Raw genomic sequence first — 13,085 nt, 5'->3', positions numbered from 1 at the left:
GGACCCGGGGGCTGCTAGTGGGCCGGTGTCCCGGGATCGGCCTCGACCGGGTCCGCTTTCTCGATCTCGAAGCCCGTGATTCCGTGGAGGAAGCTCAAGGCCGGGCCGGCGTGGTCGAAGATTGCGAACGGCGGATACGACAGCGTCGACGCGCCGAGCACCGCTCCCATGAACGCGCCGCACCGGTTCCACGGCACGAGCGCTGAGGTCACCGTGCCGCTGTCGGCGGCCGGCCGGGACAGGTTCGGCGGGGCGGGCCCGCGCCCGGCGAACTCCACACGGATCACGCCGGGAATGCCCGCGGAGACGGCGGAGCACACCAACGCCGAGGCGGGCATCTTGCGGATCGACAGATACACCGGCAGGACCAGCGGCACGACGGCGTCAGCCGGTGGGGGGTCGCGAACCGGGCGCTCACTCTTCCCCGGGACCTCGTCCGTCACCTCAGCCCCCGGTTCGCAGAGAAGGGCCAGTGGCCGCCTCATCGCCTGGTTCAGTGAGAGGAAACCTAATGCCATTTGACACATTTTGCCCGGTATTACGCTTCATGGATCGCCCCGGAGCGGGATTGCCGTGATGGTTCCGGCGTCGCCAGGGGTGCCGAGCCCTGCGGGAGCAGCGGCCGGTGGCGGCCACTGCACTGCGACCGCCCCCGGGCCGGAGCAGCGGTCGACCGCGCTCCCGGCGACCCGGTCCCGTGGAAGGTCGCCATCCCCGTCACCGCCATGGAGCCCGGCACGGACTTCCGGCCCGGCACCGCCACGTTGCGCGGCTTCGGCACGGCGGACGACCACGACTAACCGGTGACCGTCAACGCCGGTGACAACACCTCCCGGATCACTCCGGTCAGGTCCTGACCTCTCCGACGCGGGGCGTCGCGGGTGGGTCGGCCCGCGACGCCCCGCGCCGGTCCCGCGTCGGCCCCGCTCCCGCACCCGCACCCGCACCGACGCAGAGCGCTTCATCCCCCTTTGTCGCCGCCTCGCTTTGCTGTCAGGCAGCTTGATGAGGTGTCCGGCCCCTCGCGGGCGGGTTCGCAGGTGGCCCAGTGTGGTGGATGCCCGGACGGGACCAGCGCCCGCCGGCCACCCGTCGACGAGGAGGAGCCCGCCATGCCGGACGCCCTGAACACCGTTGTCTGCGAGCCCACACCGACCCCCCGCGAGCGCCAGGTCCTGACGCTGCTCGCAGGAGGCGAGACCTACTGGGGAATCGGCCGTCGGCTGGGCATCAGCCCGCACACGGTCGACACCCATCTGCGCCGGCTCCGCGACAAGACGGGCACGAGCAACCGGACCCAGCTGGTGGTGCTGGCCATCCAGCGGGGCTACTTGGCCTGAAAGCGCGCGCACGAACCGGAAATTCGCCGGACTTCCACCGGCTTGAGGGCATTCGAGCCCCCTTCACTTAGCGGTCACGCACCTTGGTGAGGGGCTCGCTCCCGTACATACGCGACAGGCCTGGGCCAGTGTGGTCACACACCGCACGAACGGAGCGGGCCCGCCGAAAAGGCGGGCCCCACACCATGTCCCTGGGGGGAATCATGCCGAAGCGCCTTGCCCTGCTCCTCACCGCCACCGCCGCTCTGTTGGTCCTCCGTCCCGCCTCCCCCGCGTACGCCGCCGACATCGATTGCGGCGGTATCGAGCTCTCCTCGGTGACCGTCTCGGCCGAGAGAACCACGAGCGACCCGGCCACCGGATGGAACGTCACGGACGGGGAACTGCCGGGCCGGGGAACGGTGCACACGTGCGACACCTCATGGGGCGGCTGATCCCACGGGACACCCTGCGTCCGCCGGGCCACCAGGGCCTAGCTGCCCGGCGGCGTCAGATCGGTGACCACGTACTGTGCTCCCGGCGTGAGTTCCACCGCCCAGGACCAGCCTGCCGGAATGTAGAGGACTTCGCCCGACCGCAGCCGGTGACGGAAGGCCCCCGCGCCGCCATCGGCCCGGGCACCGCGCAGTCGCCACAACCCCGCGCCCTCGGTCTGATGGATCACCAGATGTGCGGCGGGGTTCCGCGCACCCCCGCATGTGCGACTGCCCCGGCCGCTGCTCGTGACCAGGCCGGTACGCAGGCCGAGTTCGGCGGCCAGATCATCGAGTGCTTCCGGCCGTTGCGGGCTGTCGAGGGCCGGATGCTCGTACTCGGGCCACATCACGCCGGGCGCCCGGTCCAGGTGCACCGAGAGAAACAGCAGCAACTCCCGCAGATGGAGCGCGCCTTCACTCTCCGCCCGGGGTGCCGGAGGTGCCAGGGGCCGGCCGTCCATGTCCCTCCTCGTGCTCTCCGCCGAAGCGCCGCGCAGGAAGCGTCCCGCGCGGGCTCTGCTGACAGCATCCGGCACCGGGCGGCCCCGGGCCAGTCGCGTGAGTTCGCTACCGGAGCACGGGCCGGACACCGACGGATACGGCCGTCCGTCGGCTGACGGACGTCAGGCGACCGGGCCGTCGGGCGGTCCCGCTTCGGGAGCGGTGTTCACCAGGAGCCCCCGGGTCGCAGCGTGGGCGCCGGCCTGGAAGCGGCTCGTGGCGTCCAGCTCCTCCATGATGTCGGCGATGTGCCGGCGGGCGGTACGCAGCGACATGCCGAGTCTGCGTGCGATGGCCTCGTCCTTCAGACCGGCTGCGAGCAGCCGGACGATCGTCTCGTGGATCTCCCGGGACACCTCTTCCAGGCCCTGGCTGACGGCATCGGCGAACGGGGTGGCCCGGTCCCACGTCTGCTCGAAGATCTCGCAGAGGTACCTGACCGTGGACGGGTCCCGTATGACGACAGCTCCCCAACTGTCGTCCTGCACAGGGATGAAGGCGAGTTCGCGATCGAAGACGATGAGCCGGCCGAACAGTTCGTGCGCGGTGCGGTACTTGCCGCCCAGCGCCGACGCGGCGGCCACGTAGGCCTGGCTGGGGCCGTTGAAGCGGGCCGTGTGGTGGTAGAGCGTACGCAGCTGGATGCCGCGCTCCAGCATCGACTGGTCCCGCACCAGCGCCTCCCGCATCGCTTCGGGATCCCGCGCCCCGCCGCCGGGCTGGCTGGTCAGCACCTCTTTGCGGCAGCGGTTCGACGCCTGGTTGAGGGTGTTGCGGACGTCCTGCACATTCTCCAGCAGCTCCAACGACTCGCTGCGGGAATGCCGCTGGTGGTAGCACGCGACGAAGGGACCGAGGTCCTGGCGCATACCTGCGAGCCTGTCCTGCTGTTCGCGTATCTTCGCCTCCACGGGCGCGGCCAACTGCGCCAGCGCGGTCTCGGGCGCTACCGCGAACAGCTCCCGGGAGCCCCCGGGAACGTTCTGCGTGTGCAACAGCTGGGCCCGCCGCAGCCGTTCCAGGCTCAGTCCGGCCTCCTCGGGGCCGATCCCGGTGGCCTCGGACACGGCCTCCGGGTCGCCCGTACGGTGTTCGAGGACCCAGCCGTACACGGCGAGGTCGTTCTCGCCCAGCCCCCGGGCCGCCTCGAACGGCCCGGTGCGTACCTGCTCCTGCCCCTCCACGTACCCCCCTCGTCGCCGTCTGACGGGTGGTGCCGACCGGCGCATCGGATGCCCCGGGCAAGGATAGGCAGAAGGGACAGGCAGAAAAGATCTTGTCGCGTCAGGACTACGCAAAGGCCCCCGAGCCCGGGTGCATCGGGGGCTGTGCTGCGGGCAGCGCGGCGGTCCAGGGACCGGCACCGGTCGGACGGCTCACGCGGCGGCCGGCATCGTCGCGCGCATGGCGGCGCGCGCGTGGGCCACCAGCGCCTCGGGGGTCAGGGTCGCCAGGGTGCGGCGGGTGTGGCCGATCAGGGCCTCGGCGGCATCGGTGAGCGCCTCGTCACCGAGCGGCCGGCCGGGGATCGCGGCTCCGTCCGCGAGGAGAGCCTGCAGCAGGGCGTACAGGTTCGCGGTGCCCGCCTCGCGTACGGTCAGCGAGAGGTGGACGGACGGAGCGTCGCCCACGGCGTCCGCATGGTGCGCGAACCCCCTCGGGACGTACAGGACTTCGCCGGGTCGCAGGACGGTCTCCAGCAGCACCGCGCCCGGGTCGCCGTCCACCCTGGCCGGTTCCCAGTTCCCGTCGACCGGTCCGGCGTGGACGCGCCAGCGCTTCTCCCCGCTGATCTGGATCGCGAGGACGTCGGCGTCGTCGCGGTGGAGGGGACGGCCCTGGGTGCCCGCGGGGGTGCGGAAGCAGAACGCCTCGACCTGGCGGCCGAGTTGCTCGGCAAGGCCCGTGGTGAGCGCCCGTACACCCTGGTGCCACTGGTCCACGTACCGCAGCAGTACGGTGGCCCGCTCGTCGTCGACCAACCGGCGCACGAGTTCCGCGTCTGCGTAGTCCTCGACCACCTCACCGAGCACCACCCGGGGCGTGCAGAACCGTTCGGCGGGTACGTGGCTGTCCTCGTGAACGAGCCCGATGTAGGGCACCTTGAGCAGCCCGGCATCGAGCAGGCCGTCCAGTTCGGCGGTGTCCAGGAGGTCCACCGGGGGGTCGTCGGGGCGCAGCACGGCCGGTGCGCGGCGCCAATGCGTGGCGAAGAACTCCTGCTCGTCCCGGACACATCGTTTCAGCCAGTCCATCGTTGGTCTCACTCTCCGTCGGGTGCTCCGGCCGGTCAGGCCGTGGGGCGGCTGCTGTACGCGTGCAGGCGGGCGCTGTGCACGAGGGACTCGGCGCTCGCTCTGTCGAGCCTGTCGCGGAAGTGGTCGAGGAGGGCGGCGGCCGTTCCGGTCAGATCCGCGTCGTCGAGGGGGCGGGCGGGCAGGACGAGGCCGGAGGCGAGCAGGGACTGCAGCTCCGCGCGCAGGTGCCCGGCGCCGGCCTCGCGCAACGCGATCGTGAGGTGCAGCGAGGGGCCGTCCTCGGTGGCCTGCGCGGTGTGGGCGTAGCCGTTCGGGACGTACAGGACCTCGCCCGGCCGTACGACGGTGTCGAGCAGGACGGGGCCCGGGTCGTCCTCCCGTACGGGCTGCCAGTCCGCGTCGGTGGGGCCGCCGAACACCTGCCAGTGCTTGGCGCCGCTGAGCTGGAGCACGAGGATGTCGCCGTCGTCCCGGTGTACGGCGCCGAAGCGTCCGGGCTGCGAGTAGAAGCAGAACGCCTCGGCCAGCCGCCCGAGTTGCTCGGCGAGACCGGCGGTGAGCTGCCGGACCGGCGGGTACCAGTGGTTGACGTAGCGCAGTTGCAGGGTGGCCCGCTCCTCCCGGATCAGCGTCCGTACGCGCTCCGGGTCGAGCCAGCCTTCGAGATACCGCCCGGCGACCACGCGTGGCGGGCAGAAGTCCGCCTCCGGCACGGCGCCCGCCGTCGTGAACAGTCCGGCGTAGGGCACTCTCAGGGCGCCCGAGTCGATGAGGTCGTCGAGGTCGGCGGGGGTGAGGATTTCGGTGGGCGGATCGTCCGGCCGCAGCACGACGGGCCCTTGGCGCCACTGCGTGCTGAGGAACCGTTCCGCGTCGGAAACACAGCGTTCGAGCCAGTTCACGGCTCACTCTCCTTGCTCACGTTGCTCACGCTCCGGCTGCGGGGCCCGCCGGCACGGGGGGCCGGCGGGCCCCGTCAGGGCGCTGTCGGGGGTCGGATCCGAAGGGAACTACGGGAGTCGGACGGCTCCGGAACCGGCCGGCTGCCGGGTCGGGTCACTGCCGGGGCCGGCCGGCTGCCGGTGTCGGACGACTGCCGGGGCCGGATGACTGCCGGGATCAGATGACGTCCGGGTAGCAATCCCCGCAGCCCGCCTCGACGGAGTGGCTGGGCGCGGAGTCCGACGCGGCGAAGGCGCTCGGGGCGAACATCGAGCCGCCGATGACCGCGGCCGCGGCGACGCCGAGGGCGGCCTTGCGGGACAGGGTCAGGCCGGCCTTGGGCTGGGCGTCGGTCGGCTGCGCGGTGTTCCGCGAGAGGTTCATGAGATCTCCTGTGTCATCGGGCCGGCCCTGTGAGGCCGGGGTTCGTGCCCCGGGGCGCTTCCCCTTGGCTGATCTCCATCCTGGTTTCCGCGCGCGGTCGCCGACAGTGACGAGAGCCCGCTCCCGCATGCACGTGACCCGAGGTCCCGGGAGGAGCGGGCACGCCGTGAGCGGACAACGGGAGTGGCGACGCCGTGTCAGTCGAGAGGTTCGGCGATTCCCGGAGTGAGCCAGTGGAGGCGGTCCGCGAGGCCTGCCTCGGTGAAGCCGGCGGCGATCTGTTCGCGTCCCTCGGTGAAGTGGTCCCAGGAGTCGTAGTGGACCGGGACCACCCTGCGGGCACCGAGCGAGCGGGTGAGTGATGCGGCCTGTTCGCCGTCCATGGTGATCAGTTCGCCTCCGCCGAAGGCTTCGATGCGCGCCGCCCCCAGGTGCAGCAGGGCGGTGCCGATCGTGAATCGCCGGCCGATTTCGTCGAGTTCGGGAATGTGGACGGTGTCGCCGGAGATGTAGACGGCCTCGTCCTCGCCCGGCGCCTCGATGACGAAACCGGTGACGTCCCCGACGGGACCGTGCAGACCGGGCGTGCCCGTGATCCGCAGGGTCCCGTTGCCGACGGTCAGCGTCCGGGTCTCCCACGGCGCCAGGCCGCGGGCGTCACCGCCGAGGCGCGTTGCGCCGCTGACGGTGGTGAGTACGGGGCGGCCGGCCAGGAGCCCGCGGCCGGTGGCGTCCAGGTTGTCGGGGTGTTCGTCGTGGCTGAGCAGCACGGCGTCCACCCGGGGCAGCTCGGACGCGCGGATCGCGGGGCCACTGGTGCTGCGCAGAGTGACCGGGTCGTGCCGGTACACGGCGGGTGCGGGGTCGAATGCCGGGTCGGTCAGCAGGCGCAGGCCGCCGATCTCCAGCAGGACGGTCGCGGTGCCTATGTGGGTGACGGTGATCTTCATGACAGATCCTTCTGTGTGAGCTCGGTGTCGCCGCGTGTCGCGGCATGCGGGAGTGCTCGACGCCGCGTGCTGCGGCGCCGATGGTGTTCGGCGGTCGGATTCGTGGCGGTCAGTGCGCGGCGGTCCGGAAACGGCGCCGGTAGGCGGCCGGTGTTGTGCCGAGGCGATCGCGGAAGACCCGATGCAGGGTCTCCACGGAACCGAAACCGCAGGCTCGCGCCACGTCGTCCAGCACCCGGTCCGTTCGCTCCAGAAGTCTGCGCGCGGCCTCCAGCCGCATCTCCTCGACGAACGCACCGGGCGTGCTGCCGGTCTCGGCGTGGAAGGTCCGCGCGAAGTGGCGCTCGCTCATCTCCATCCGGGAAGCCAGCGCGGGCACCGACAGATCGGAGTCCAGATGCGCACCGATCCACAGGCGCAGGCTCCGCACATCGTCCCGGCCGCCCGCCTGCTGGGCGAGCGGCACGCTGAACTGGCTCTGACCGCCGGGTCGTTGCAGATACATGACCATGATCCGGGCCACTTCCAGTGCGACCCGGTCCCCGTGGTCGTCCGCGACCAGGGCGAGTGCGAGATCCATCGACGAGGTGAGTCCTGCGCTGGTCCACATCCGCCCCGAGCGTACGAAGATCGGGTCGGCCTCGACCTCGATCTCCGGGTACTCCGCGGCAAGGCGTGCGGCGGTCGCCCAGTGCGTCGTGACGCGATGGCCGTCGAGCAGGCCGGCGGCCGCCGTCACATGTGCCCCCGCACACACCGAAGCGACCCGGCCGGCCTCCGGCCCGACCTCACGGAGCCACGCGACCACGGCCTCGTCGACCCGCGGCACCGGGCCCTGCGGACCGATGTCCACCCGACCGGGCACCAGCACGGTGTCCGGCCTCTCGCGTTCACCGGCAAATGTCCCGTCGACGCAGAGCCGTACGCCCGAGAAGGTCGCCACGTCACCGCGCCGCTCCCCGACCACCCGTACGTCGTACGGTGCCCGCCCCTCGGGCAGCATCCGGCCGGCCAGCGCGAAGATCTCGGCCGGTCCGGTCACGTCGAGCGCGTTGACTCCTGGGAACACCGGGATCACGACCAGATGCGGGACCGGAGGGGAATTGCTCATGTCTCAACACTCACTCACGGCCGCAATGTCCGCAATGACGGATCTCTGTAATATTCGGCCATCGAGCAAGACTGTCGGGCAAGGCCGCCCAGGCAGCCCGCATGCCTTCCGGCGGTGGTGCACGAACCGCGTGACACCGTTTCGTCCGTAGCTCTCGGAGTCCGGCCCGCACAGCGCGACACCGGCTGTCGACGGAAGTGCGCCGAGGGGCTTTCGCGGCAGCGCGTACGTCCCGGCGACGAACCGGGCCCTCTCCAGCAGTCGGCCGCCCGGCCAGGTCCAGGTGGACCGTGGAGGGGCCGGCGGACCTGGCCGGGGGCCGAGACGGCCAGGGCGGCCGACGTGGGGTATCGGTCCCGCCGGAGGCCTCACGGCCGCCGGTCCCGGAAGATCTCGTTCTCGTACCGATCGCCCCCGTCACAGCAGAAGGCTCGCGCTGCTCGCGTACGGGCGAGCGGCCCCGGTCGCCGCCCGTACGCGCGCTCGTGGACTCCGTGAAAGAGCTGCCGCAGCCCTCCGGGCACCGCCAGATCCCCGTACGACCCTGAATATCCGTCATATCTCTTCGCCGCAGGTCAGGGTGGCGGCAGGGCGGTGGGGGGCGGCGACTCCACCCGTGGATGTGAACATTCAGCGTCAAGAGTGCAACTGGCGTGTTGGTCTTGACATTTACCTGAGAGGCCGATGCTAAGATCATCTTACTTCCAGTGGGCTGATGGCATATGGGGGCATTCCGGGAGGGATGAATTCCTCGGCCCCACTTTCGGAGGGGCCTTCCCTGCGCGGCGGCAATCCGTGGCTCAACGAGCCCGGGGCGTACCGCACATGAGGGAGCGTCAAGCCGTTTTTCCATAGCCATGGCACTTGAAGTGAGTCTCATGACATTTACACAGGGCCCTCTCTTCTGGGCACTGGTTGTCGTAGCACTGGTCGCTGTGGGTGCCGTCCTGCGGGCTCGCAAGACCAACATCGGACTGCGCAGACAGAACGCCGACCTCCGGGGGGAACGCGACACGCTGCAACGGCAGCGGGATGAACTCCACCTCGCCCACACCGGTCTGCTGCATCGTCAGGCAGCCGAGCTGGCCGAGGTCCGCAAGGACGCCGAGGAGGAGACCAAGGCCGTCCTCAAGGCGGCCGTGCGCACCCTTCAGGGTCTCGCGGACGAGCAGCAGGTGGTCATCGAGAACGCCCAGAAGAAGTACGGCGACGACCCCAACATGCTCGCCGACCTGATGGCCATCGACCACGCCAACAGCCAGTTCGGGCGCCGCGCGCAGGGCATCGCGGTGCTGTGCGGCGGCTGGCTCGGGCGCAGGGAGACGGTCGCCTCCGTCTTCGACGTGGCCCGCAGTGCCCAGGGCCGCATCCGGCAGTTCGACCGGGTCCGGGTCAACGGGCAGGTCAACTTCTCCGTCGTCAGCAAGGCCGTGGAACCGGTGGCGGTGGTCCTCGCCGAGCTGCTGGCCAACGCCACCAACTACTCCGCGCCCGGCGCTCCGGTGGAGATCAACATCCAGGCCGTCCCGAAGGGCGTCTGCCTCATCGTCGACGACGCCGGTCTCGGCATGGGCCAGGAGGAGAAGGACCGCGCGGCGGCTCTCCTCGCGCCTCAGGCCGCGATCAGCGTCTCCAGTCTGGGTATTCCCCCACAATTCGGGTTCGCTGTCTCCGGCATGCTGGCCGCCCGCTACGGGTTCAAGGTCTCGGTGGACTCCGTATCCCCCTATGGAGGCGTACGCGCGGTGGTTCTCCTGCCCGACGAGCTTCTCACCGGCGATGCGCCGGCACCCCCGGCGCCCCTTGCGGCCCCCGCGGCCACCGGTGGCCGCGATGCGGGTGTGTCGGCGCTCCCCCGCCGCCAGGCACCCACGCCGCCTCCGACTCCCCTGTTCCCTCCGGCCGCACAGTCGGCCCCCGCCCCGCAGCCGACGGTGTCTTCCACCACCGCCGGTGGCCTGCCCAAGCGTCGTCGCAAGAGCCCGGTGTCAGTGGTGCCGTCGGCCGAGCCCGGGCCGGTGCGCAGCAACGAGGAGACCGCTTCCCGCCTGGGCGCGTTCCAGCGCGGAACACGGTCCGGGCGTGACACGACGACGACGGAAGGACCCGAGTTCCAGTGAACCCCGATCTGACCTGGGTACTCAACGATGTGCTCCAGGTACCCGGCGCACGGCACGCGATCCTCGTCTCCGCCGACGGTCTGCTGCTGGCCAACTCCAGTGAGATCGGCCGGGACGATGCGGAGACCGTGGCGGCGGCGATGAGTTCCATGCAGTCGCTGAGCCGGGCCGTCGCCCCCTTCATCGGGGCCCAGACCCCCGGCCGCTGGCACCAGACGCTCCTCGAGTACGAGCACGGCTGGATCTTCCTGATCGCTGCCGGTACCGGCGCCTATCTGGCGGCGGCAGCCGCGGCCGACGTGGACATGGAGGCCATGTCCTTCCGTATGCAGCAACAGGTCGCCGCACTGGGGAAGGCGATGACCACACCTCCCCGCCAGAGCGCCGGAAGCGAAGCATGACGACGCCGGGCGAGGAGCAGGCGGTCAGCAGCGGGTTCGTCCGGTCCTACGTCATCACCGGCGGGCGCGGTCTGCCCGATGCGGAGGGCCTCTCCCTCGTCACTCTGGTCACCATCGCACCCGACCGGCAGCAGCCCCCGAACCCGAGCCCCGAGGTCCGGGCGATCTGGGAGCTGTGCTCCGGCGGCTATCTGTCGGTGGCCGAGGTCGCGGGCCATCTGGAGCTGCCCGTCGGAGTGGCACGGCTGCTGCTGAACGACTTAGCGGATCAGGGTCATCTGATGCGCCGCAAGGCGCCACCGCCGGCTCAGCTCGTTGACAGGAAGATCCTCGAAGAGGTGTTGCATGGACTACACGTCCGGTTCGGCTGAGAACATCTATGTGCCGGACGCGGTACAGCGTGCGGCGAAGATCCTCGTCGTCGGACACTTCGCCGTGGGCAAGACGACGCTCATCGGCACCCTCTCCGAGATCACTCCGCTGCGTACCGAGGAGAGGATGACGCAGGCCAGTGCCCACATCGACGATCTGCGGGGCGCGCCCGACAAGGTGACGACGACGGTCGCGCTGGACTTCGGCCGTCTGACGCTCAGCGACGAGCTGGTGCTGTACCTGTTCGGTACGCCGGGCCAGCAGCGCTTCGTCGAGCTGTGGGAGGACATGGCGCGGGGCTCGCTGGGCGCACTCCTTCTCGTCGACCCGGCCCGTCTCGCCGACACCTTCCCGGTGATCGACCTCGTCGAGACGTACGGGCTGGAGTACGCGGTCGCGGTCAACAGCTTCGACCCGTACTCCCGGCATGCCGAGGAGGAGTTGCGCGAGGCTCTCGATCTGCTGCCGGACACCCCGGTCGTCTACTGCGACGCCCGGGACGAGAAGTCGTCCGCGCAGGCCCTGATCACTCTGGTCCAGCACCTTCTCGTGCGGGTGGCCTGACCTCTGCTCCGTACGCCGGCACGGGGGCCCAGCCCCGTTTTCCGTCCACCGTCCGGGCCCTGCGAGGCCCGCGATCACACCGAGGAATCACACATGGACTCTCAGCCGGGAGCCACCCCGCACAGCGCCCCCACCGGGTGCCCGATGCACGGTGCGCGGCAGACGTCGCTCTACGGGCCGGAGTTCGCGTCCGATCCGCAGCGTGTGTACAACGAGTTCCGGGCGCACGGGCTCGCCGCTCCGATCGAGCTGGCTCCCGGGGTGGAGGCCACCCTGGTCGTGCAGCACGAGGCCGCGCTCCGGGTCCTGCAGAACCCCTCCTTCTTCGCCCGTGACTCACGGCGGTGGGCGGCGCTGCGGGAGGGCCGCGTACCGCTCGACAGTCCGGTGCTGCCCATGATGGCGTACCGGCCCAACTGCCTGTTCACGGACGGCACCGAGCATCTTCGCCTGCGCAAGGCGGTCACCGAGAGCCTCGGCCGCCTCAACACCACCCGGCTCAGCCGGGATGTCGAGCGCATCGCCGACTACCTCATCGACCAGTTCATCGAACGCGGCAGCGCCGACCTGCTGGGCGACTACGCCAAGCTTCTGCCGCTGCTGCTCTTCAACCAGCTCTTCGGCTGCCCCGGTGACATCGGCGACCGGCTGACCCGTGGCATGTCCGCGATCTTCGACGGCGAGGACGTACTGCGGGCCAACGCCGAGCTGACGGAGTGCCTGATGGAGCTCGTCGCCCTCAAGCGGCGGCAGCCCGGCGAGGACATCACGTCCTGGCTCATCCAGCACCCGGCGGGCCTGCGGGACGAGGAGCTCAAGGACCAGCTCGTCATGCTGATGGGCGCGGGCGTCGAGCCGGAACGCAATCTCATCGCCAACGCACTGCTTCTCATGCTGTCCGACGACACCGGGAGTCCGCAGCGGCGAGGGACGGGGATGCTGGTCGAGGACGCCCTCGACGACGTGCTGTGGAACAACCCGCCGATCGCCAACTACGCGACGCACTACCCGGTCCAGGACGTCGACCTCGGCGGAGTGACGCTGAAGGCGGGCACCCCCGTACTGATCAGTTTCGCCGCCGCGAACAGCGATCCCGCGCTCACCGATGCCCGCCAGACCCTGAGCAAGGGCGCCCATCTGGCCTGGGGGGCCGGCCCCCATGTCTGCCCGGCGAAGTCCCCCGCACAGCTCATCGCCCTCACCGCGATCGAGAAGATCCTCAACACGGTGCCGGACCTCACTCTCGCCGTGCCGGCCTCGGCGGTCGAATGGCGGCCGGGTCCGTTCCACCGGGCGCTGGTGTCCCTGCCGGTCCGGTTCAGCCCGAGCGCCGCGCGCCATGCGGCGACGGCCGCGCAGTCGCCCGTTCCGTCCCGGATCGCCGCCTCCGACGAGGCTCCCGCCGCGCGCTACGACCACATGGAGCCGCAGAAGAAGACGAAGGGCTGGTGGAGTTCCTTCCTGGACGTCTTCCGCGTGTGACGGAGGGCCGGTGCAAAGGTTCTGACGACTTGTACGCATGACCGCGCGTCATGCAGGTCTGAAGTAGGGACTGTTCCGCAGATAGCAAGGGGTCAACAAGACATTTGCCTGTGACACGGGCAACAAAGAACTACGCATGGCATATACATGCGGAGGGGTAGGTTCTGGCCATAACCATGAGCCC

General features: G+C 70.4%; 16 protein-coding genes. 8 read left to right on the top strand and 8 right to left on the bottom strand.

The annotated features are described in order from the left end of the window. Window positions 1-14: 14 nt before the first annotated feature. Window positions 15-443 carry a Na+/H+ antiporter NhaC family protein gene (locus ACFVYE_RS12995; protein ID WP_389605451.1) on the bottom strand — a complete coding sequence of 143 codons (429 nt, stop codon included), beginning with the start codon at window positions 441-443 and terminating at the stop codon, window positions 15-17. 75 nt (window positions 444-518) lie between these two features. On the opposite strand from ACFVYE_RS12995, the gene ACFVYE_RS12990 reads away from it, so the two are divergent. The 3 genes from ACFVYE_RS12990 (at window position 519) to ACFVYE_RS12980 (ending at window position 1,774) form a co-directional block, all read left to right on the top strand. Then, complete coding sequence (locus tag ACFVYE_RS12990; protein WP_389605449.1) at window positions 519-800, top strand: hypothetical protein; 282 nt, start codon at window positions 519-521, stop codon at window positions 798-800. A 312-nt stretch (window positions 801-1,112) separates the two neighbouring features. Continuing rightward, window positions 1,113-1,340, top strand: a complete 228-nt coding sequence (locus tag ACFVYE_RS12985; protein ID WP_383979133.1) for a response regulator transcription factor — start codon at window positions 1,113-1,115, stop codon at window positions 1,338-1,340. A gap of 203 nt (window positions 1,341-1,543) precedes the next feature. Then, window positions 1,544-1,774, top strand: coding sequence for a hypothetical protein (locus ACFVYE_RS12980; protein WP_389605447.1), 231 nt, complete (start codon window positions 1,544-1,546; stop codon window positions 1,772-1,774). Window positions 1,775-1,812: 38 nt separating this feature from the next. On the opposite strand, the gene ACFVYE_RS12975 is transcribed toward ACFVYE_RS12980, so the two are convergent. The 7 genes from ACFVYE_RS12975 to ACFVYE_RS12945 all read right to left on the bottom strand — a co-directional run bounded on the left by ACFVYE_RS12975 (window position 1,813) and on the right by ACFVYE_RS12945 (window position 7,962). Continuing rightward, on the bottom strand, window positions 1,813-2,277 hold the full coding sequence (locus tag ACFVYE_RS12975; protein WP_383979129.1) for a hypothetical protein: 465 nt from the start codon (window positions 2,275-2,277) through the stop codon (window positions 1,813-1,815). 162 nt (window positions 2,278-2,439) lie between these two features. Then, window positions 2,440-3,501, bottom strand: coding sequence for a helix-turn-helix domain-containing protein (locus ACFVYE_RS12970; protein ID WP_383979126.1), 1,062 nt, complete (start codon window positions 3,499-3,501; stop codon window positions 2,440-2,442). A gap of 192 nt (window positions 3,502-3,693) precedes the next feature. Further along, entirely contained in the window at window positions 3,694-4,572 is an 879-nt protein-coding gene (locus ACFVYE_RS12965; RefSeq protein ID WP_383979123.1) for a JmjC domain-containing protein, read from the bottom strand. A 35-nt stretch (window positions 4,573-4,607) separates the two neighbouring features. Continuing rightward, the gene (locus ACFVYE_RS12960; RefSeq protein WP_383979120.1) at window positions 4,608-5,477 is read right to left on the bottom strand and encodes a JmjC domain-containing protein; all 870 of its coding nucleotides are present in this window, start codon (window positions 5,475-5,477) and stop codon (window positions 4,608-4,610) included. Window positions 5,478-5,694: 217 nt separating this feature from the next. Further along, entirely contained in the window at window positions 5,695-5,901 is a 207-nt protein-coding gene (locus ACFVYE_RS12955; RefSeq protein WP_383959322.1) for a hypothetical protein, read from the bottom strand. Between the two features lie 197 nt (window positions 5,902-6,098). Then, window positions 6,099-6,851, bottom strand: a complete 753-nt coding sequence (locus ACFVYE_RS12950) for an MBL fold metallo-hydrolase (RefSeq protein ID WP_389605443.1) — start codon at window positions 6,849-6,851, stop codon at window positions 6,099-6,101. A gap of 109 nt (window positions 6,852-6,960) precedes the next feature. Beyond that, window positions 6,961-7,962 carry a GlxA family transcriptional regulator gene (locus tag ACFVYE_RS12945; protein WP_383959326.1) on the bottom strand — a complete coding sequence of 334 codons (1,002 nt, stop codon included), beginning with the start codon at window positions 7,960-7,962 and terminating at the stop codon, window positions 6,961-6,963. Window positions 7,963-8,840: 878 nt separating this feature from the next. On the opposite strand from ACFVYE_RS12945, the gene ACFVYE_RS12940 reads away from it, so the two are divergent. From ACFVYE_RS12940 to ACFVYE_RS12920, 5 genes are all read left to right on the top strand, one after another. Further along, entirely contained in the window at window positions 8,841-10,082 is a 1,242-nt protein-coding gene (locus ACFVYE_RS12940; protein WP_383959328.1) for an ATP-binding protein, read from the top strand. After that, window positions 10,079-10,483: a roadblock/LC7 domain-containing protein gene (locus ACFVYE_RS12935; protein WP_383959330.1), complete on the top strand. Its 405-nt coding sequence runs from the start codon at window positions 10,079-10,081 to the stop codon at window positions 10,481-10,483. Before ACFVYE_RS12940 ends, ACFVYE_RS12935 begins: the two co-directional genes overlap by 4 nt. Then, window positions 10,480-10,854 carry a DUF742 domain-containing protein gene (locus tag ACFVYE_RS12930; RefSeq protein ID WP_383959332.1) on the top strand — a complete coding sequence of 125 codons (375 nt, stop codon included), beginning with the start codon at window positions 10,480-10,482 and terminating at the stop codon, window positions 10,852-10,854. The genes ACFVYE_RS12935 and ACFVYE_RS12930 overlap by 4 nt, the downstream gene beginning before the upstream one ends. Continuing rightward, window positions 10,829-11,419, top strand: coding sequence for an ATP/GTP-binding protein (locus ACFVYE_RS12925; RefSeq protein ID WP_383959334.1), 591 nt, complete (start codon window positions 10,829-10,831; stop codon window positions 11,417-11,419). Before ACFVYE_RS12930 ends, ACFVYE_RS12925 begins: the two co-directional genes overlap by 26 nt. Before the next feature lie 93 nt (window positions 11,420-11,512). Further along, on the top strand, window positions 11,513-12,901 hold the full coding sequence (locus tag ACFVYE_RS12920) for a cytochrome P450 (RefSeq protein ID WP_383959336.1): 1,389 nt from the start codon (window positions 11,513-11,515) through the stop codon (window positions 12,899-12,901). Window positions 12,902-13,085 lie beyond the last annotated feature (184 nt).

This window comes from Streptomyces sp. NPDC058239 (assembly GCF_042882185.1).
Lineage (GTDB): Bacteria > Actinomycetota > Actinomycetes > Streptomycetales > Streptomycetaceae > Streptomyces.
Note: the sequence above shows the minus strand (reverse complement) of the source record. Positions and strands in the feature narration are given on the sequence as shown.

Coding starts and splice junctions, on each gene's coding strand:
- ACFVYE_RS12955 (WP_383959322.1), bottom strand. CDS start 5,901: ATGAACCTCTCGCGGAACACCGCGCAGCCGACCGACGCCCAGCCCAAG.
- ACFVYE_RS12930 (WP_383959332.1), top strand. CDS start 10,480: ATGACGACGCCGGGCGAGGAGCAGGCGGTCAGCAGCGGGTTCGTCCGG.
- ACFVYE_RS12920 (WP_383959336.1), top strand. CDS start 11,513: ATGGACTCTCAGCCGGGAGCCACCCCGCACAGCGCCCCCACCGGGTGC.
- ACFVYE_RS12965 (WP_383979123.1), bottom strand. CDS start 4,572: ATGGACTGGCTGAAACGATGTGTCCGGGACGAGCAGGAGTTCTTCGCC.
- ACFVYE_RS12940 (WP_383959328.1), top strand. CDS start 8,841: ATGACATTTACACAGGGCCCTCTCTTCTGGGCACTGGTTGTCGTAGCA.
- ACFVYE_RS12925 (WP_383959334.1), top strand. CDS start 10,829: ATGGACTACACGTCCGGTTCGGCTGAGAACATCTATGTGCCGGACGCG.
- ACFVYE_RS12950 (WP_389605443.1), bottom strand. CDS start 6,851: ATGAAGATCACCGTCACCCACATAGGCACCGCGACCGTCCTGCTGGAG.
- ACFVYE_RS12985 (WP_383979133.1), top strand. CDS start 1,113: ATGCCGGACGCCCTGAACACCGTTGTCTGCGAGCCCACACCGACCCCC.
- ACFVYE_RS12975 (WP_383979129.1), bottom strand. CDS start 2,277: ATGGACGGCCGGCCCCTGGCACCTCCGGCACCCCGGGCGGAGAGTGAA.
- ACFVYE_RS12945 (WP_383959326.1), bottom strand. CDS start 7,962: ATGAGCAATTCCCCTCCGGTCCCGCATCTGGTCGTGATCCCGGTGTTC.
- ACFVYE_RS12980 (WP_389605447.1), top strand. CDS start 1,544: ATGCCGAAGCGCCTTGCCCTGCTCCTCACCGCCACCGCCGCTCTGTTG.